This is a genomic window from Pseudarthrobacter lactosi, from assembly GCF_055412785.1.
The window spans coordinates 1,982,364-2,000,897 of sequence record NZ_JBVAYS010000001.1 but is presented as its reverse complement, the minus strand read 5'-3'; the positions used below and the strand labels follow the sequence as shown (position 1 = coordinate 2,000,897).

Below are 18,534 nucleotides of genomic sequence, written 5' to 3'. Positions count from 1 at the left end.
AGGGGAGGGCTTGTCGGGAGAGGGGTTACGGGCTGCTGCTTGGCGGGTCAGCGGGGGATGGAACGGCCGTTGGTTCGGTAGGAGCCGTCTCGATGCGGACTGCGGCTGCCGAGGGTCCCCGGCGGCTGGTGGGTGACATCGTAGCCGTCACCCGTCCGGCGGTCAGCTGCAGGGTGGATTGCAAGGGAACGCTGCAGGGAACCTCATGGTCAAGGAGCTGGACACTCCCCTGCGAAACGGTGAGCTTCGCCGCAGGTCCGGGGCTGCAGGCCGCCCGGATGAGATAGGAGCCATGGTCCGGCACAAGACTCATCACGCTCAAGCCGGTGTTTCCCATAGCGCCGAGCATCGACGCCACCCGGCGGTCCGATTCCGGTCCGAGCTGCGCTTCCACTTCGGCGATCAGCTCAGTTTGGCGGGCCTGCTCCTGCGCGCTGGGGCCGTCTGGCCTACTGTCAGGAACTGATTGCAGCGCTGTGGGGATCTCGCCCGGCAGGGGTTCGGCATCCGCGTACTCGCACGCGCTTAGCCCGAAAGCTGCCACCAGCGCCCAGACGGCAGCCGCAGCGCCCCGCCCGGAAAGAGTCAGCACGGAACCGTCCCGCGGCAGGGATCGGCGAGTAACGGACTTTCCCCCAAGAAGTGCCATTCCCCGAGCCTACCGGCGGGTGGCCGGCAACTACCCCGCGGATACCAGTTGGTATGCGTAGATCAGCGGCGCGTCAACGCTGGAGGCACTGAGCTCAAGCGGCCCGGAGCCCGGGAGAGTGATTTTGCGGGACTCCGGCGTGCCGTAGCAGGCCGCTCCGAGGTCCGCGAGCTCCTTGCCGCCGGACCGCACTGCGAGGAAGGCCTTGCCGCCGCCGTCGCAGACAAGTGTCAGCGTGTACGTGCCTGCCGGCACAGTCTCTGTGTGGTCGATGGGCTGGGCGTTAAGGATCTTGCCAGAGTCCTCGGCAACAATGCCGCTGGCTGACGGCATGGCCGTGGCCTTCCAGGCCGGCACATCGGCGTTCTCCACCGAAAGCTGCTGCGCGCAGCCGGAGACACCCAGGAGGACAGCGGCCGCCGCCACGGCGGAGAGGGCGCGCGGCAGGGAGGAAGGAAACGGAACCATGCTTCCAACTTACCCGGCCCCATCGACGCGCCGTGATTTAGACCCTTGACCTTGACGCTACGTCAACATTTATCGTTGAGGCATCAGCCGGACCAGAACCCCGGATCATCCCGCCAACAGACCCGGAAGGAGGAACGCATGGACTGGTCCATCCAGGACATAGCCCGGATCGCCGGGACCACCAGCAGGACGCTGCGGCACTACGACGACATCGGCCTGCTCAAGCCCAGCCGCACCGGCCACAACGGCTACCGGTACTACAGCCAGGACGCCCTCGTTCAGCTCCAGCGCATCCTGCTGCTGCGCGGGCTGGGGCTGGGCCTGCCGGTGATCAGCCAGGTGCTCGACGACGAAACGGACGCCGCCAAGGCGCTCACCGGGCATCTCGAATGGCTCAAGCAGGAACAGGACAGGCTGGCGCGGCAGATCGCGTCGGTCACACAAACCATCGAAGCAGTGAAAGGAGGTGGCGAAATCATGGCAGAAGACATGTTCAACGGTTTCGACCACACGCAGTACAAGGACGAAGTGGAGGAACGCTGGGGCAAGGACGCCTACGCGAAGGGGGATTCGTGGTGGCGCGGCATGAGCGCCGACGAGAAGGCGGCGTGGAAGCAGCGCTCGCAGCAGCTGGGCGAGGACTGGATCGCCGCCGCGACGGCGGGTATCGCACCGGACAGCACGGAGGTCCAGGCGCTCGCAAAGCGGCACGTCGAGTGGCTGACAGGCATCCCGGGCACGCCGGCGTCGGACACCCGCGGCACGGAAGACGGGAAGGGCCGCACCGGCAAGGGCGACGTCAAGGCGTACGTCACCGGGCTCGGCGAAATGTACGTTGCGGACCCCCGGTTCGCCAAGAACTACGGCGGTGCGGAGGGTGCCGGCTTCGTCCGGGATGCCCTCAAGTTCTACGCGGCGGAGAACCTGTAGCCCGTCAGGAGGAAGCCGGCCCGCCAATAGACTTGGGCGGTGACTGATTCCACGCTTTTCCTGGCCGGCAACACCCCCGATGCCCCGCGCAGCGACCTCCCCGATCTGCTGACGGCGCTCGCCGCTGACCTGCGCCGGGTGGACTACACGCTCGACGGCGTGGCCGGGCTCCTGGGCGAGTCCGCCTACCGCGCGCTGAACCGGGACCAGATCATCCCGGCGCTGCTGGCCACAGACAGCGCCCTCCAGAAAGATGCGGCGAAGGGTGGGCCTGCGGATGATGACAGTACGACGGCGGCGCTGGCCGCCGTCGTACGTCTCTGGCTGCTGGCGGAACCGCAAACGCGGGAAACGCTCGACGCCGCCCTGCCGGGAATCCGGTCCGACGGCCTGATTGAGCTGGGGCTGCTTGAGCCCGTGCCCGGCGCCGATCAGTCGGCGCCGGATCTGCTGCAGGCAAGAGCGGATCTGCGGCCGTACGGCTGGGATGGGACCGAAGGGGAAGATACAGTCGGCAGCGGGGGCGCCGAGCTGTGGGTGGCCAGCGACCTCGCCGCGCACCAGCAGGCCGGGGTGCTCCGGCGCGATCACGTGCTGGGGATCGGGCAGGCGTCCACCACGCTGGTTCAGACCACTGTCCGCCGCCACGTCGCCAAGGCCCTCGACCTGGGCACAGGCTGCGGCATCCAGTCCTTCCACCTCCTACACCATGCCGAGCACGTCACGGCCACGGACATCTCGGAGCGGGCGCTGGCCTTCACCCGTTTCAACCTGCTCCTGAATGCCGAGGCCCTGCACGTGGACCCGGACCGGTTGGAGGACCGGGTGAGCCTTCGGCTGGGGTCGCTCCTGGAGCCCGTGGCCGGGGAGGAATTCGAGCTGGTGGTGTCCAACCCGCCGTTTGTCATCACGCCGCGGACCGTGGGTGAGCACGCGTCCGGGCAGTTCACGTACCGTGACGGCGGCCTGCCCGGCGATGACATTGTGGCCTCGCTTGTGGCCGCGCTGCCGTCCGTCCTCGCCCCGGCTGGAACAGCCCAGCTTTTGGGCAACTGGGAAATCACAGCGGGTACGTCGTGGCAGGACAGGCCGCAAAGCTGGGCCGGTCCGGATGTGGACGCCTGGTTCATCCAGCGCGAGCAGGTGGACCCCGAACAGTACGCCGAAACGTGGCTGCAGGACGCGTCCGAATCCCGCGACCGCAGCCATTACCGGGACGCTTATGCCGCGTACCTGGCCGACTTCGCGTCCCGGAACGTGGCGGGGATCGGCTTCGGCATGATCTGGCTGCGCCGGCCGGCGGCGGAACCCGGCACTGCCTCCATCAGCCGGTTCGAGGAAATCACGTACCCCATCGAACAGCCCATCGGGCCCCACCTGGGCGCCGCCGTCGAGCGTTCCGACTGGCTGACCGCCAACAGCCTGGCGGACGCGCACCTGCTTGTGGCGGACGACGTCACCGAGGAACGCCATCAGCGGCCCGGCGCCGAGCACCCGGGCGTGATCCTGCTGCGCCAGGGTGCCGGCCTGCGCCGGACCAATCTGCTGAGCACCGAACTCGCCGGGCTTGTCTCCGCCTGCGACGGCGACCTCTCCGTCGGCCAGATCATCGGTGCCCTCGCGGCGCTGCTCGGCGGGAGCCTTGCCGGGGAGGATGGGTTCGACGGCGACGCGTTCCGGACAAGGCTGCTCGACGACGTTGGGAACCTGGTCAGCGACGGTTTCCTAGTGCCCTCCGAGCCCGCTGGATAGCGGTTTTGCGGGCTCCGGAACACCCCAAATCGGGGCCCAGGACATGCCGGATGAGTCGGCGGGTTTTCCACATGAATGCGCACGATTGTCCAAAATATGGTGAACTAGGCCAATATGGGCTCATCTGCCCACGCAACCCTTTTCTGTAGGAGCACCGTGCCAAGCAAGGCCAAAACAGGCAAGAAACTCGTGATTGTGGAGTCTCCGGCCAAGAGCAAGACCATCGCCAAGTACCTCGGCGAGGGCTTCATCGTAGAGGCCTCCATCGGTCACATCCGCGACCTGCCGCAGCCGTCTGAGCTCCCCGCAGAACTGAAGAAAACCTCGGTGGGCAAGTTCGCCGTCGACATTGAAAACGACTTCAAACCCTATTACGTGGTGTCCGCGGACAAGCGGAAAAAAGTCACTGAGCTGAAGGCCGCGCTCAAGGATGCCGACGCACTCTATCTCGCAACCGATGGGGACCGCGAGGGCGAGGCCATCGCGTGGCACCTGCTGGAAGTGCTCAAGCCCAAGGTTCCGGTCTACCGGATGACGTTCGGCGAAATCACCAAGGAAGCCATCCACCGCGCCATGGACAACCTGCGCGATGTTGACACCGCCCTGGTGGACGCGCAGGAAACCCGCCGCGTCCTGGACCGGCTCTACGGTTACGAGATTTCCCCCGTGCTGTGGCGCAAGGTGGCACGCGGCCTGTCCGCCGGCCGCGTGCAGTCAGTGGTCACTCGCATGGTGGTGGACCGTGAACGCGAACGCATGGCCTTCAAGGCCGCCTCCTACTGGGACCTCACGGGCCAGTTCGGTGCCGGTTCCGCTTCGTTCAAGGCGAAGCTCGCCTCCGTTGACGGCGCCAAGGTGGCTTCGGGCCGGGACTTTAACGACGACGGCGTCCTCACCTCGCGCAACGCTGCGCACCTCAACGAGGAACTCGCCACATCGCTGGCAGCAGGTCTCCAGGATGCGGACTTCCGGGTCCGGTCCGTGGACACTAAGCCGTACACCCGCCGTCCGGCTGCGCCGTTCACCACGTCCACGCTGCAGCAGGAGGCCGGCCGCAAGCTGCGCTTCACCTCCAAGAGCACCATGCAGGTGGCCCAGCGGTTGTACGAAAACGGCTACATCACCTATATGCGTACCGACTCCTCGGCGTTGAGCGATGAAGCCGTCACGGCCGCCCGCCGCCAGGCCTCGGAGCTGTACGGTCCGGAGTACATCCCGGCGTCGCCTCGCGTCTACACGAGCAAGGCCGCGAACGCGCAGGAAGCCCACGAGGCCATCCGCCCCGCCGGTGACTCCTTCCGCACGCCGGCGCAGGTTGCCAAGCAGCTCTCCGGCGACGAGTTCCGCCTGTACGAGCTGATCTGGAAGCGCACAGTCGCCTCCCAGATGGGTGACGCCAAGGGCTCGACGGCGACCATCCGCCTGGGTGCCGTTGCCACCGACGGGCGAGACGCTGAGTTCTCGGCCTCCGGCACCGTCATCACCTTCCCCGGCTTCCTGGCCGCCTATGAAGAAGGCAAGGACGAAAGCCGCGGGGACGACGACTCCGACGAAGCCCGACGGCTGCCGAACGTGGCCAAGGACGATGCCCTCACGGCGTCGGACATCCTGGCAGTGGGCCACGAGACCTCGCCGCCGCCGCGCTTCACCGAAGCTTCGCTGACCGCCGAGTTGGAGAAGAAGGGCATCGGCCGCCCGTCTACCTATGCCTCCACCATCTCGACCATCCAGGACCGCGGCTACGTCCGGAAGCAGGGCTCTGCCCTGGTGCCCAGCTGGATCGCGTTCTCGGTGATCCGCCTGCTGGAGCAGCACTTCACCGACTACGTGGACTACGAGTTCACGGCGGACATGGAAGGCGACCTGGACAAGATCGCCAACGGCCAGGCCGTTGGCTCCGCGTGGCTCAAGCACTTCTACTTCGGTGAAGACACCGATCCCGGCCTGCTGAGCATCGTGAACAACCTGGGCGACATTGACGCCCGGGAAATCAACTCCATTCCCATCACGGACGAGATCACGTTGCGGGTGGGCAAGTTCGGTCCGTACCTGGAAAGCTCCGCCGCCACGGTTGATCCGAAGACCGGCGAAATCGTGGAAAACTCCCGAGCCAACGTCCCGGAGGACCTGGCACCGGACGAGCTCACCGCAGCCAAGGCCATCGAACTGATGGAGACGGCTGCGCCGGAAGAACGCGTCCTCGGCGCCGACCCGCACACCGGGCACACCGTGGTGGCGAAGAACGGCCGCTACGGCGCCTACGTCACCGAAGTCATCCCTGAGATGACCGAGGAACAGTTGGCCAACCAGCCCGTGGAGTACTACAAAAACGGCAAGCCGAAGCCGCCGAAGAAGCCTGTCAAGGCCAAGCCGCGCACCGGTTCGCTGTTTGCGTCCATGACGGTGGACTCCGTCACCCTGGATGAAGCGATGCAGCTGATGAGCCTTCCCCGGGCCCTGGGCGAGGACGCCGAAGGCAACCTCATCACGGTGCAGAACGGCCGCTTCGGCCCGTACCTGAAGAAGGGCACGGACTCCCGCTCCATCGGCACTGAAGAGGAAATCTTCACCATCACGCTGGAGCAGGCCCTGGAGATTTACTCCCAGCCCAAGCAGCGCGGCGCCCGTGCCGCGGTGGCCCCGCTGGCCGAGTTCGGACCGGACCCCGTTTCCGAGAAGAACATCGTGGTGAAGGAAGGCCGCTTCGGCCCGTACATCACCGACGGCATCACTAACATCACCGTCCCGCGGTCCACTTCCCTGGAGGAACTGACCCGGGAACAGGCTGTTGAACTCCTCGCCGAAAAGCGGGCCAAGGGTCCGGTCAAGCGCACCACCACAGCCCGCAGGGCCCCGGCCAAGAAGAAGGCTCCAGCCAAGAAGTAAGGACGTGCGGAATTGCGGTGCTGGGCACAAACGTGGTCGAGTAGATACATGACTGAACAGCCCGCGCACGCCGATCTTACGCCGCTCAACGAACTCGAAGAGAAGCTCGCCCTGGGCGGCCAGCCCGAGGGCAGTCCGGTGGATGTCATCCTGTCCTTCCTCAACAGCGAGGTCTACGTCATCAGCACCGACGGGATCGAGGGGGAGGATTCCCAGGTGGAGCCGCTGGTACTGGCGAACGCCGACGGCGAGCCCGTCCTTGCGGTGTTCTCGCACCCCAGCAGGGTTGACGAGCAGTACCTTGAGGCGGCCCCGAACGTCCTGGGGACCCAGGGTGCAGCCATCATCGCCAACATCGGCGAGGAGTTGGGCATGGTGATCAACCCCGGCGCCGCCTACGGTTTCGAGATCAACCCGGAGGGCGTCGCCAACATCAAGCGTGACTTCAAACGCGCTGATGAGCTTGCGGACGGTGCACCCGAGGACGCCTCCGCAAACTGACTTCTTCCGCGCAGGTTGTGAGTGAGGGCCCGGCCGGGGGAATAATGGCAGGATGCGGCTAGGCGTCCTCGATATCGGGTCAAACACTGTCCACCTACTCCTGGTGGATGCCCACCCTGGCGCGCGTCCGGTGCCTTTCGCATCGCACAAACGGCCTTTGTCCCTGGTCCAGTACCTGGATGCCGACGGCAACATCACGGACGCCGGCCAGCACGAGCTGACCGAATTTGTCCTTGAAGCCTGGGAGTTTGCGGCCAGGCACAAGGCGGACGACCTTCTGGCGTTCTGTACGTCCGCCATCCGCGAAGCCACCAACGGCGCTGCGGTGCTGGCCCGGGTCAAGCACGAAACCACTGTCACCCTGCAGGAGCTGACGGGTAGCGAAGAAGCCTCCATGACGTTCTTCGCCGTCCGCCGCTGGTACGGCTGGGGTGCAGGCCCGATCCTGAACCTGGACATCGGCGGCGGCTCCTTCGAAATGGCCTTCGGCCAGGACGAACTGCCCGAAGTGGCCACATCTGTCCCGCTGGGCGCCAGCCGCCTCACCCGCGACTGGCTGGCTGAGGACCCGCCTTCGGCCAAGAGCGTCAAGGAGCTGCGCCGCTACATCCGGGCCACGCTGGCCCCCGCGGTGAAGCAGTTCGACGGACTGGGCCGCGCCAACGTTGTGGCTGGCACCTCCAAGACGTTCAGGTCGCTCGCCAGGGTCGCGGGGGCCGCCCCGAGCGCCGCAGGCCCCTACGTGAAGCGAACACTCAACGCGACGGATCTGGGCGTGTGGGCGCAGCGCATTTCAGCAATGAAGTCCGAGGACCGGCTCTTTTTGCCCGGTGTGTCAGAGGCGCGCGCGCACCAGCTCCTGGCCGGGGCCTTGGTGGCAGAGGCCGCCTTGGAAATGTTCAAGTTCAAAAAGGTCAGAATCTGCCCCTGGGCGCTGCGTGAAGGGCTGATCCTGCGCCGGCTCGACCAGCTGGTCTTCGCCGGTCCGCTGGATCCGGCCCCGCATATCTTGGAGCCCGCCCCGGCACTCCACGCGATCGAGGCCACCCCGGCCTGAGGCCCGCGGCTTGCTTCGCGTGCGGCCTGCTTCACCCCGGCGTGGCCGAAAAAACCGTTAACGCGAAAGCGCCGGCGGCCGCAACAGGAAAATGGGGGAAACCTGTTGCAAACCACCGGCGCCTCGGGCAAACATCCCCATGCTTGCCGCATCACTCGCACCCTCAATGAGGTAATAACTACGTTAGGCGGCGAAGTTGTGTGCAAGCTGCAGCGAACATGGGAGCCCGCTGTGAATCGGTTTCGGCGGGTTCCCGTTCTTTCCGATTATTCCCGTTTCTGCAGCCGCCCACCCGAACTGCCATGATGGAACCATGAGTAACCGAATCGCCTTTCTGGGCTGTGGATCCATGAACGAAGCCATCCTCTCGGGCCTTCTGGCCGCCGGGACCAACCCCGCCGACGTCATCGCTACAGTTCGGCGTGCGGAACGCGCCGAGGAGCTGGCGTTGCGCCACCACGGCATTACGGCCGTCGCCGGCGAAGAGGAACCGGACAACAACAAGGACGCGGCCAAGGGATCCACCGTCGTAATCCTCGGCGTAAAGCCCGTGGGCATCGCCGACCTGGCCCGCGAAATCAGTGGCTCCCTGTCCCCGGACGCCATCGTAGTCAGCGTCGCCGCAGCCGTATCGCTGGCGCAACTTGAAGCTGCCCTGCCTCCCGGACAGCCGGTGATCCGCACCATGCCGAACACCCCTTCCAAACTGGGCCGCGGCGTCGTCTCCGTTTCACCAGGGACCAACTGCACGCCGGAACAGCTCCAGACCGTCAAGGACATCCTGCAGGCCGCAGGCACCGTGGTGGAGGTGCCCGAGGAGCAGGTGGATGCGTTGTCGGCCATCAGCGGCTCGGGTCCCGCTTACGCGTTCTACCTGGCCGAGGCCATGGCAGCGGCCGGCGTCGAACTGGGACTGGATCCCGAGCTGTCGCTGCTCCTGGCCCGCGAGACAGTCGCCGGCGCGGGCTTTATGCTGGCCGAGCCGGGTGCCGACCCCTCAGCCCTGCTCAAGGGAGTGACCAGCCCCAACGGCACCACCGAACGGGCCATCGCCACCTTCGACGACCGCGGCATTCCGGCGATCATCGCCGCAGGCGCCCGCGCGGCGGCAGACCGCGCCGCAGAGATGACCAAGCAGCTCGGCTGATCCTCCCCGCGGTTAAGGCCGCGCGGCGAACCGTTCCAGCAGGTCCACGTGCCCGGACACGATCAGCATGTCGCGGGCGGACACCTTGGTTTCAGGGCGGGCGTAGGTGAAGTCCTCGCCGGGCGACTTCACGCCCACGATGGTCACGCCGTACTTGGAGCGCACCTTGGACTCATCCAGCGTGAAACCGACTGTTTCACGCGGCGGGTACATTTTCACGATGGCGAAGTCGTCGTCGAATTCGATGAAGTCCAGCATGCGGCCGGAGACCAAGTGCGCGGCGCGGACGCCGGCGTCAGCCTCGGGGTAGATCACGTGGTTCGCGCCGATCCTGGTGAGGATCTTGCCGTGCGAGGGTGTGATGGCCTTGACCCAGAGGTGCTCGATGCCAAGATCCACCAGGTTCACGGTGATCAGCACGGAGGACTCGATGGACGTTCCCACGCCACAAACTGCGGAGCTGAACTCCTGCGCGCCGAGCTGGCGCAGCGCATCGATATTGGTCGCGTCGGCCTCCACCACGTGGGTGAGGAGCGGTGCCCATTTCTGGACCAGGCTCCGGTCGCGTTCGATCGCCAGCACCTCGCGGCCCTGTTTCACCAGCTGCTCGGCGGTGGATGAACCGAAGCGGCCCAGCCCGATCACCAGTACCGGCGCGTTGTGGGCGGGGCGGTTGGGGGCGCCTGAGGAATTAGCCAATGATGGGCCTCTCTTCCGGGTAGTGGTACAGCTGGCTGCGCTGACGCAGGGCCAGGCCAGCTGCAAGGGTAACGGTGCCCACACGGCCCGCGAACATCAGGGCGGTGAGGACATAAACGCCCGACGGCGGCAGTTCGGCGCTGAGGTTGGTGCTCAGCCCCACGGTGGCGAAGGCGGAGATGGTTTCAAACAGCACTCGGTCTAGGGATGCGCCGCTGATCTGCAGCAGCAGGAACGCTGAGACGGAGACCAGCGTGGCGCCGGCCACGATGACGGAGATGGCCACCCGCATGGTCCCCTGGGGGATGGTCCTGCCGTACACCTTGACGTCGGAGTCGCCGCGGGCCTCCGCGACGATGGCGAGGAACATCACGGCGATGGTGGTCACCTTGATGCCGCCCGCCGTCGACGCCGAACCGCCGCCCGCGAACATCAGGGCGTCGGTGAGCAGCATGGTGGTGGATTCCATGTGGTTCTGGTCCACCAGGTTAAAGCCGCCGGAGCGGGTCATGACGGACGCAAACAACGAATGGGTGATCTTGTCGCCGAGGTCCATGTGGGCGATGGTCCGGACGTTGTCCCACTCCATCAGTCCCCACAGCACTGTGCCGGCGGCCAGCAGGATGAAGGACACCTGGATGGTGAGCTTGGTGTGGAGATTCCACTTTTTCCAGTTGAGCCCGTTCTGCTGCAGGACCATCACCACAGGGAAGCCCAGGCTGCCCAGGAACACGCCAAGCATCAGCGGGATGAGGATCCAGAGGTCGGTCTCGTAGGGCACAATGCCGTCCGAATGCGGGGTAAAACCGGCGTTATTGAACGAGGAGATGGAGTAAAAGACCCCATGCCACACCGACTGCCAGAAAGGCTCGCCCAGCGTCATAAACCGGGGGATCAGCGCCAGTGCCAGGATGCCCTCAATGACCACGGAGGTCACGATGACGATCCGCAGCAGCGTACCCACTTCACCGAGCCGGCCGGCATTGTTCATGGCCTCCTGCGCGATGAGCTTGCCGCGGACGCCAAGCTTCTTGCTCACCATCAGGGCCAGCAGCGAGGCGAGGGTCAGGGTTCCCAAGCCGCCCACGAAGATGCCAATCAGGATGACCAGTTGGCCGAAGAAGGACCAGTGCACCGCCGTCGAAACAACCGTCAGTCCCGTCACGCAGACGGCGGACACCGCGGTGAACAGTGCCTGGTGTATCGGAGTGGCCGTACCGGTGGCGGAGGAGACGGGCAGCGAGAGAAGGAAAGTGAAGACCAGGCAGACCGCCCCGAAGGCGCTGAGGGCAAGCCGGGCGGGCGACGTATTGGCGATGTCGTCAACGAAGTCGCGTACGCGGGTGAAGATCCAGAGGCCTTCGCGCTCCGGTGCCGCGGGGTGCCAGCTGGCCGGGTTCCGGGACCTCGACTGGCGTTGCGTCATGGGGGCGGCTTTTCCTCGGTTGAAACTGTTTCCTCCAGTAGTAAACCACTAATGCCCGCGTAATGGCCGGGCCGGGGTAGCGGTGTCCTCCGGTAGCCTGTTCATTGATGACATTCCTGCCCGGTCTCAGCCAGCCCGCGCCACCAACGATGGTGGTGTGGAACTCCGCCATGACGGCCTACAATTTTGGCCCTGGCCATCCGATGGCTCCCGCACGGCTGGACCTGACGGCCCGCCTTTCCCGCAGCCTGGGCCTGCTGGACCTTGCGCATGTGTCCGTGGAGGCTCCGGAGATTGCTTCCGATGCCGAACTGGAAACTGTGCACTCGCCTGAGTTTGTGGCTGCGGTCCGCCGGGTCAGCGACGACCCGACCTCGCCCGATGTTGCCCGCGGTCTGGGCACCGACGACGATCCTGTTTTCGCCGGTATGCACGACGCCGCCGCGAGGCTTGCAGGCGGATCACTGGCCGCCGCGTCCGCCATCCTGGACGGGTCCGCACTCCACGCCGTGAACTTCGGCGGGGGCATGCACCACGCCGCCCGTGACCGCGCCAGCGGCTTCTGCATCTACAACGATTCCGCCCTGGCCCTCCAGAGGCTGCTCGACGGCGGCATGCGGCGTGTGGTGTACATCGACGTCGATGCGCACCACGGCGACGGGACGGAAAGCATCTTCTGGGACGACCCCCGGGTCCTAACCATTTCCCTGCATGAAAGCGGACTCACCCTTTTCCCCGGGACCGGCTACGCGAACGAAATCGGCGGTCCCCGGGCTGAGGGCAGCGCCGTCAACGTCGCCCTGCCGTCCGGCACCGGCGATGCCGGCTGGCTGCGGGCCTTCCACGCGGTGGTGCCGCAGCTCGTGGGCGCGTTCCTGCCGGAAGTCATCGTCAGCCAGCACGGCTGCGACTCGCACCGCCTGGACCCGCTGGCACACCTGAACATCAGTGTGGACGGCCAGCGCGAGGCGGCCACCGCGATCGGGAATCTCGCTGCCCGGCACTGCGAGGGCCGCTGGATCGCCACGGGCGGCGGCGGGTACAGCGTCACCGACGTTGTGCCGCGCTCGTGGAGCCACCTGATCGCCATCGCCGCCGGACGGCCCGTTCCGCTCCGGACGCAGGTGCCGGAGGATTGGCGCACATATGTTTCGGACAAATTCGGGATGGACACCCCAGGCCTGATGGGCGACGACGTGGAGCTCTGGTGGCGGTCCTGGGAAGTAGGTTTTGACCCCAACGACGCCGTGGACCGCACCGTCATGGCCACCCGCAAAGCCGTTTTCCCGCTGCACGGCCTTGATCCCTGGTTCGACTGATCCGTCTTGACCCGCTTTTACCCGCGCGGGGCCGGTCACGGGCGAAATAGTTGATGCCCGGCGGCGTATATGTCGCTAGGGTGGGAGTCATGGTGACAGACGACGTATTTGCCGTCATTGCGGAAGCAACCCGGCGTGACATTTTGGTATCCCTGCGCGCCGGGGACAAGGCCGTGGGTGAGCTGGTGGAAGAACTTTCCGCGAGCCAGCCCACCATTTCCAAGCACCTGAAAGTCCTCCGCGAGGCCCAGCTGGTCAGCATGCGGGCGCAGGGCCAGAAGCGCTATTACGCGCTCAACCCCAAGCCGCTTGAGGGGATCGTCAGCTGGCTGGAGACGTTCGACGTCGGCCCGGCAGCCGCCGTCGCCAAGTCACCCCGCGCCGGCGCGGAAGCCGGCACCGAGCAAGCCGTGGCTACCGCGTTGCCGGCCAACGCAGCCATCGCAGCCGTCCTGGAGCGTCCGGGGGCCGAGCTGAGTCCCGCCGTCGTGATTCCGGGCGGCACGGTGGCCCCGCTCAGCGACGACACCATGCCGCAGCAGATCGGCCGCACTGTGGGCCGCGCCGCCACGAAGGCGGCGGACCTGCTGGCGAACCTCCCGAACCTCCCCAAATTCGGCCGCAAGAAGTAGCCCCTAACCCAAAGTAGGTAGCAGTAAGTGTCGTTTTGAGGGCTCAAAACGACACTTACTGCTACCTAGTTGGGCGGGCGGCGTTACTTGTTGAGCAGGCGCACGTGGTCCGGGGTCAGCTCGGAGAGCTTGCTGACGCCGAGCAGTGCCATGGTGCGGGCCATGTCCTTCTCGAGGATCTGCAGGGTGCGGTCCACGCCGGCCCGGCCACCGGCCATCAGGCCGTACAGGTACGCGCGGCCGATCAGCGTGAAGTCGGCGCCCAGGGCAAGGGCCGCGATGATGTCCGCGCCGCTCATGATGCCGGTGTCCAGCATGATGGCAGCGTCCGAGTTGTCCTTGGTGAAAGCTTCCTTGACGTCCGGCAGCAGGTGGAACGGGATGGGCGCGCGGTCCAGTTGGCGGCCGCCGTGGTTGGAGAGCACCACACCGTCGGCGCCATGGTCCACCACTTTGCGGGCGTCCTCAACGGTCTGGATGCCCTTGACCACGAGCTTGCCCTTCCAGGTTTCACGCAGCCAGTCCAGGTCATCGAAGGTCAGGGTGGGGTCGAACATCGAATTGATGAGATCGGCCACCGTCCCGGTGTAGCGGGAGAGTGAGGCGAAGGTGAGCGGCTCGTGCGTGAGGAAGTTGAACCACCAGGCCGGCCGGTACGACGCGTCAAGCACAGTCTTGACGGTCAGTGCCGGCGGGATGGTCATGCCGTTGCGGACGTCGCGGAGGCGGGCGCCCGCGACGGCGGTGTCCACGGTGACCATCAGGGTGTCGTTGCCGGCCTTGGCGGCGCGTTCGATCAGTTCCAGCGACCGGTCGCGGTCCGTCCACAGGTACAGCTGGAACCAGTTGCGGCCGTTCGGGGCGGCTGTGGCGACGTCCTCGATGGAGGCGGTGCCCATGGTGGAGAGGGTGTAGGGGATGCCCGCGGCTTCGGCTGCCTGCGAGCCGGCGTATTCGCCTTCGGACTGCATCATGCGGGTGAAGCCGGTGGGGGCGATGCCCACGGGCAGCCGGGAAGGCTTGCCCAGGATGTCGGTGCTGAGGTCGATGCTGGAGACGTTGCGCAGGATGCCGGGCCGGAACTCGATGTCCAGGAACGCTTCGCGGGCGCGGCGCAGGGTGATCTCGCCCTCGGCGGCGCCGTCGGTGTAGTCGAACGGGGCCTGCGGCGTGCGGCGCTTGGCCATGTCCCGCAGGTCCCAGATGGTGTTGGCGCGCTTCAGCCGGGACTCCTTGCTGAATTCGGGCTTCTTGAACTGCATCAGCGGGGCCAGGTCCGCGTACTTGGGAATGCGGCGCTTCAGCGCAGCGGGGACCGATGGGGCGACGGCGGCCGGCTTCGGCGCGATGGCGTTTGAGGCCGGGACGTCCGTGACATCAGGGGCCGGCGTGACCTCGGGATTGTTCGGCTGGATGGTGTGGGTCATGGCTGCCTCCGTTGATGGGCCTCGCGCAGGGGATCGGGCTGTGGTCTAACCACACTCTAAGCCATGTGGTCCAACCACATCAACTACGATAGTGGCATGCGTACGCACCAACTTGTCCTGACGTGGATCGAACAGCAGCTCTCGGACGGACAGCTGAGCGTGGGGGGACGCCTGCCGGCGGAGCGGGCACTCGCCGAACAGTTGGCCGTCTCAAGAACCTCGGTGCGCGAGGCCATCCGGATCCTGGAGGCCATGGGGGTGGTCCGTGCCGGGGTTGGCTCCGGCCCGGAAGCGGGCACTGTGGTGATTTCGGATCCGACGGCGGCGCTCGGCTCGGCGCTGCGGCTCCACGTTGCCACCCAGCACCTGCCGGTGTCCGACATCGTGGAAACGCGCATCCTGCTGGAGACCTGGGCGGCTGCCCGGGCCAAGCCCGACGCTCCGGAGCTGGAACTGGCCGCCACCCTCCTGGGCGAGATGGACGCCGTCGAACGCGTGGCCCGGACGGCGGATGACTTCCTGGCGCTGGATATCCGGTTCCATCTGGCCCTCGCGGACGCCGCCGGCAATGCCGTGGTCAGCGCCATGATGGGCTCGCTGCGCGAATCAATTCAGGGGTACACCGCCCGGTTTACGGCCAATCTGCCGGACTGGGATGCCACGGCGTCGCGCCTGCAGGCGGAGCACCGCGACATTCTGGCCGCCATCAGGAGCGACGACGGCGCGCGTGCGGCCAGGCTGGTGGCGGCCCACATCGAGGGGTACTACCGCGAGGGCGGGGTTGGGCGCCCGCCGGTGGAATAGTGCGGGTCAGCCGTGCGCGGCCGTACGTCGAGCCTTGGCGGGGCCGCTGCTGGCCCGGATTTCCAGCCGCGGCTGGTACCGGCTGCCCGGGGCATCGTGGTCTTCCTTGCGGATGAGTGCCCGCAGTTCACGCCAGGCCTGGCCGCCAAGTTCGGTGATGGGGACCGCCGCGGTGGTCAGGGTGGGCGTGGTGTAGCGGGCGAACGGGATGTCGTCGAAGCCCGTGACGGAAATGTCGCCGGGAACGTCCACTCCGCGTTCGTGCAGGCCGCTCATCAGGCCCATGGCCACCAGGTCGTTGAAGGCCAGGATGCCCGTGGCGCCGCTGGCCAGGACCGAGTCCACTGCCTCGTGGCCGGTATCGAAGTCCGAGCCGCCGTCGAGCATGGTGACCTCCACCTGCGGGTGCGTGGCCTTGAACGCCTCAAGGCCCTCGAGCCGGAGGCCATTGGAGGCACTGCCTGCCGGGCCGGCCAGGAAGGCCAGGCGCGTATGGCCAAGACCCACCAGGTACTCGGCCAGGTCCTGGACTCCCTGCCCGTAGTCCACCACGAGGCTCGGAATCCCGGCAGCCGCCGTCGTCCGGTTGATCAGGACCAGCGGGTGCAGCGACGGCGCGATCTCCTCGAGCTCGGCATCGCTCATGCGCGGGGCGCAGAGCACCAGCCCGTCGCAGCGCCGGCGGGCCTCGCCGGCCAGGATGGCTTCCTCGCTGGAGACCTCAAAGGAGTCCGCAATCAGGACGCGGTAGCCATCCTCCGCCGCAGCCCGGCTCAATCCGCGCAGGATCGCCTGGAAGGTGGGGTTGGCAAGGTCCGGCACCACAATGCCGATGGTGTCCGTCTTTCCCAGTGCGAGGCTGCGCCCCACGGGGTTGGGCTGGTATTTGAGCTCGATGGCGGCCGCCCGCACCCGTGCCGCGATGTCCGGGTCCACGGTGAAGTTGCCGTTCATTACGCGCGAAACAGTGGCGTGCGATACCCCTGCCTTCACGGCAACGTCCGCAATGCCGATCCTGCCGGTTGCCGATTTCCTGGCCATGGCCCTGCCTTTCGTAAGTCCCGGTCCCCGTGAGTACCGGCGCCCGAGGGACAGCATACAACGCTCTGGGAAACCGGTTTCTATTCGGTCGGTGCGCCGAATGACCCCTGCCTCATCGCAAAATGGGCCCCTAATCCAGAAAGCGCTTTCTCTTAGAGAGGATAAGGGTTGACGGGACCGCGCGTCTATTGATAGAAATCATGTAGTGGCACTGAGAAAACGCTTTCTCGCGTACCGCAGCGACTTCCGGACCACGGTCCATAGCAGCGCACGTTCCAAGCACCACAGTCCAGCGCACCACCAGCGGCCGCAGCACGGCCGAGTTTTGAAGCCTTCGAAAGGGACCCTCATGGTCAACACAGCTGAATCGAGTTCTGCTACCGCTGCCTTCACTTCAGCACCGGAGTCAGGTACGCGTACCAAAGCCCGCATCGCCCTGATCGGCACCGGTGGGCGCTCCGAGATGTACATCCGCGCCATCTTCGGCAAGCACGCGGACACAGCGGAGCTGCTGGCGTTCTCCGACGTCAACCCCGGCCGCGTCGAGTTCTACCAGAAGCTCATCCAGGAACTCGGGGCCCCGGGTCCCGTCGCCTCGTTCGAGCCGGCGGAGCTGACCGCCTTCATCCAGGCCAACAACATCGACCGCGTAGTGGTGACCACACCGGACTTCACCCACGCTGACTACATCGTCGAGGCACTCGAAGCGGGCGCCGACGTCGTCGTCGAAAAACCCCTCACCATCGACGCCGAAGGCTGCCGCCGCATCACCAAGGCCGTGGCAGAAACCGGCCGCAACGTGGTGGTCACCTTCAACTACCGCTACTCACCGCGCAACAGTGCCCTGAAGGAAATCATCCAGAGCGGCGTGATCGGCAAGGTCACCTCCATCGACTTCAGCTGGGTGTTGGACACCGTGCACGGCGCTGACTATTTCCGCCGGTGGCACCGCGAGAAGAAGAACTCCGGCGGCCTGCTGATCCACAAGGCATCGCACCACTTTGACCTGGTCAACTGGTGGATCAACGACGTCCCGGAGCGCGTGTTCGCCTCCGGCGGGCTGAAGTTCTATGGCGACAAGAATGCCGCCGAGCGTGGCCTGGGTCCCCGTCCGGAGCGTGGAACGCCCGACGCCGAAACCTCCCTCATCGGGGACAAAACAGTAGACAAGGATCCGTTTGCGCTGGACCTGCGTGAGGATGAGCGACTGAAGGCCCTCTTCCTGGACAACGAGCATTACGACGGCTACCGCCGCGACCAGGACGTCTTCACCGGCGGCATCACCATCGAGGACAACCTGGCACTCGTGGTGGAGTACCAGGGCGGCCCGCGCCTGAGCTACTCCCTGAACGCCCACAGCCCGTGGGAAGGCTACCGCGTGGCAGTCAACGGCACCGAAGGCCGGGCCGAACTCGAAGTGGTGGAACGCGCCGCCGTCCTCAACAGCACGGACAAAAAGACCGTGGTTGACCCGAGCGCCACCCCCATCGAGGAGGAAGACGCCGTCCGCCGCAACGGCGAACGCCTGGTGGTCCAGCGCCACTGGGAAGCTGCCTACGAGGTGCCCATCGTCAACGGCGAGGGAGGCCACGGCGGCGGCGACGACCTGCTCCTCTCAGACCTCTTCAATGGTCCAGCCGAGGACCCTCTGGGCCGTCCGTCCGGCTACCTCGACGGCCTCCGCTCCGTGTCCGTGGGCATTGCCGGCAACCTTTCGCTGGAGTCCTCCCTTCCCGTCCGCATCGAGGATCTCCACCTCGGCGCGGACCTTCGCCGCGACGCCTAGTCCGCCCGAA

General features: G+C 66.2%; 16 protein-coding genes. 10 read left to right on the top strand and 6 right to left on the bottom strand.

Going from position 1 to position 18,534, the window contains the following annotated elements; genetic code table 11:
- Positions 1–25: 25 nt before the first annotated feature.
- Together ACZY0Q_RS09245 and ACZY0Q_RS09240 are read right to left on the bottom strand one after the other, a co-directional pair.
- The gene (locus ACZY0Q_RS09245; protein ID WP_463916030.1) at positions 26–649 is read right to left on the bottom strand and encodes a hypothetical protein; all 624 of its coding nucleotides are present in this window, start codon (positions 647–649) and stop codon (positions 26–28) included.
- Between the two features lie 30 nt (positions 650–679).
- Positions 680–1,117 carry a hypothetical protein gene (locus tag ACZY0Q_RS09240; RefSeq protein WP_463916029.1) on the bottom strand — a complete coding sequence of 146 codons (438 nt, stop codon included), beginning with the start codon at positions 1,115–1,117 and terminating at the stop codon, positions 680–682.
- Between the two features lie 138 nt (positions 1,118–1,255).
- On the opposite strand from ACZY0Q_RS09240, the gene ACZY0Q_RS09235 reads away from it, so the two are divergent.
- From ACZY0Q_RS09235 to proC, 6 genes are all read left to right on the top strand, one after another.
- Positions 1,256–2,047, top strand: a complete 792-nt coding sequence (locus tag ACZY0Q_RS09235; RefSeq protein WP_463916028.1) for a MerR family transcriptional regulator — start codon at positions 1,256–1,258, stop codon at positions 2,045–2,047.
- A 39-nt stretch (positions 2,048–2,086) separates the two neighbouring features.
- Positions 2,087–3,799 carry a DUF7059 domain-containing protein gene (locus tag ACZY0Q_RS09230; RefSeq protein ID WP_463916027.1) on the top strand — a complete coding sequence of 571 codons (1,713 nt, stop codon included), beginning with the start codon at positions 2,087–2,089 and terminating at the stop codon, positions 3,797–3,799.
- Between the two features lie 156 nt (positions 3,800–3,955).
- Positions 3,956–6,685, top strand: coding sequence for a type I DNA topoisomerase (topA, locus tag ACZY0Q_RS09225; protein WP_463916026.1), 2,730 nt, complete (start codon positions 3,956–3,958; stop codon positions 6,683–6,685).
- Between the two features lie 48 nt (positions 6,686–6,733).
- Positions 6,734–7,186, top strand: a complete 453-nt coding sequence (locus tag ACZY0Q_RS09220) for an SseB family protein (RefSeq protein WP_463916025.1) — start codon at positions 6,734–6,736, stop codon at positions 7,184–7,186.
- Between the two features lie 52 nt (positions 7,187–7,238).
- The gene (locus ACZY0Q_RS09215) at positions 7,239–8,243 is read left to right on the top strand and encodes a Ppx/GppA phosphatase family protein (protein ID WP_463916023.1); all 1,005 of its coding nucleotides are present in this window, start codon (positions 7,239–7,241) and stop codon (positions 8,241–8,243) included.
- A gap of 313 nt (positions 8,244–8,556) precedes the next feature.
- Positions 8,557–9,390, top strand: coding sequence for a pyrroline-5-carboxylate reductase (proC, locus tag ACZY0Q_RS09210; protein WP_463916022.1), 834 nt, complete (start codon positions 8,557–8,559; stop codon positions 9,388–9,390).
- Between the two features lie 12 nt (positions 9,391–9,402).
- Here the strand turns inward: proC and ACZY0Q_RS09205 are convergent, their stop codons facing one another.
- Complete coding sequence (locus ACZY0Q_RS09205; protein WP_104060499.1) at positions 9,403–10,089, bottom strand: potassium channel family protein; 687 nt, start codon at positions 10,087–10,089, stop codon at positions 9,403–9,405.
- Complete coding sequence (locus ACZY0Q_RS09200; RefSeq protein ID WP_463916020.1) at positions 10,082–11,515, bottom strand: TrkH family potassium uptake protein; 1,434 nt, start codon at positions 11,513–11,515, stop codon at positions 10,082–10,084. The genes ACZY0Q_RS09205 and ACZY0Q_RS09200 overlap by 8 nt, the downstream gene beginning before the upstream one ends.
- 107 nt (positions 11,516–11,622) lie before the next feature.
- On the opposite strand from ACZY0Q_RS09200, the gene ACZY0Q_RS09195 reads away from it, so the two are divergent.
- Together ACZY0Q_RS09195 and ACZY0Q_RS09190 are read left to right on the top strand one after the other, a co-directional pair.
- Positions 11,623–12,834 carry an acetoin utilization protein AcuC gene (locus ACZY0Q_RS09195; RefSeq protein ID WP_463916018.1) on the top strand — a complete coding sequence of 404 codons (1,212 nt, stop codon included), beginning with the start codon at positions 11,623–11,625 and terminating at the stop codon, positions 12,832–12,834.
- 89 nt (positions 12,835–12,923) lie between these two features.
- Entirely contained in the window at positions 12,924–13,466 is a 543-nt protein-coding gene (locus ACZY0Q_RS09190) for an ArsR/SmtB family transcription factor (RefSeq protein ID WP_463916017.1), read from the top strand.
- Between the two features lie 83 nt (positions 13,467–13,549).
- Here ACZY0Q_RS09190 and ACZY0Q_RS09185 read toward each other — a convergent pair whose 3' ends face one another.
- Positions 13,550–14,893 carry an alpha-hydroxy acid oxidase gene (locus ACZY0Q_RS09185; protein ID WP_463916016.1) on the bottom strand — a complete coding sequence of 448 codons (1,344 nt, stop codon included), beginning with the start codon at positions 14,891–14,893 and terminating at the stop codon, positions 13,550–13,552.
- 96 nt (positions 14,894–14,989) lie between these two features.
- Here ACZY0Q_RS09185 and ACZY0Q_RS09180 point away from each other — a divergent pair, with 96 nt between their 5' ends.
- Positions 14,990–15,697 (top strand): FadR/GntR family transcriptional regulator, encoded by a 708-nt coding sequence (locus ACZY0Q_RS09180; RefSeq protein WP_463916015.1) that lies wholly within the window; start codon positions 14,990–14,992, stop codon positions 15,695–15,697.
- 6 nt (positions 15,698–15,703) lie between these two features.
- On the opposite strand, the gene ACZY0Q_RS09175 is transcribed toward ACZY0Q_RS09180, so the two are convergent.
- Positions 15,704–16,738, bottom strand: coding sequence for a LacI family DNA-binding transcriptional regulator (locus ACZY0Q_RS09175; protein ID WP_463916013.1), 1,035 nt, complete (start codon positions 16,736–16,738; stop codon positions 15,704–15,706).
- A gap of 349 nt (positions 16,739–17,087) precedes the next feature.
- Between ACZY0Q_RS09175 and ACZY0Q_RS09170 the strand changes: the two genes are divergently transcribed.
- The gene (locus ACZY0Q_RS09170; protein WP_463916012.1) at positions 17,088–18,524 is read left to right on the top strand and encodes a Gfo/Idh/MocA family oxidoreductase; all 1,437 of its coding nucleotides are present in this window, start codon (positions 17,088–17,090) and stop codon (positions 18,522–18,524) included.
- Positions 18,525–18,534 lie beyond the last annotated feature (10 nt).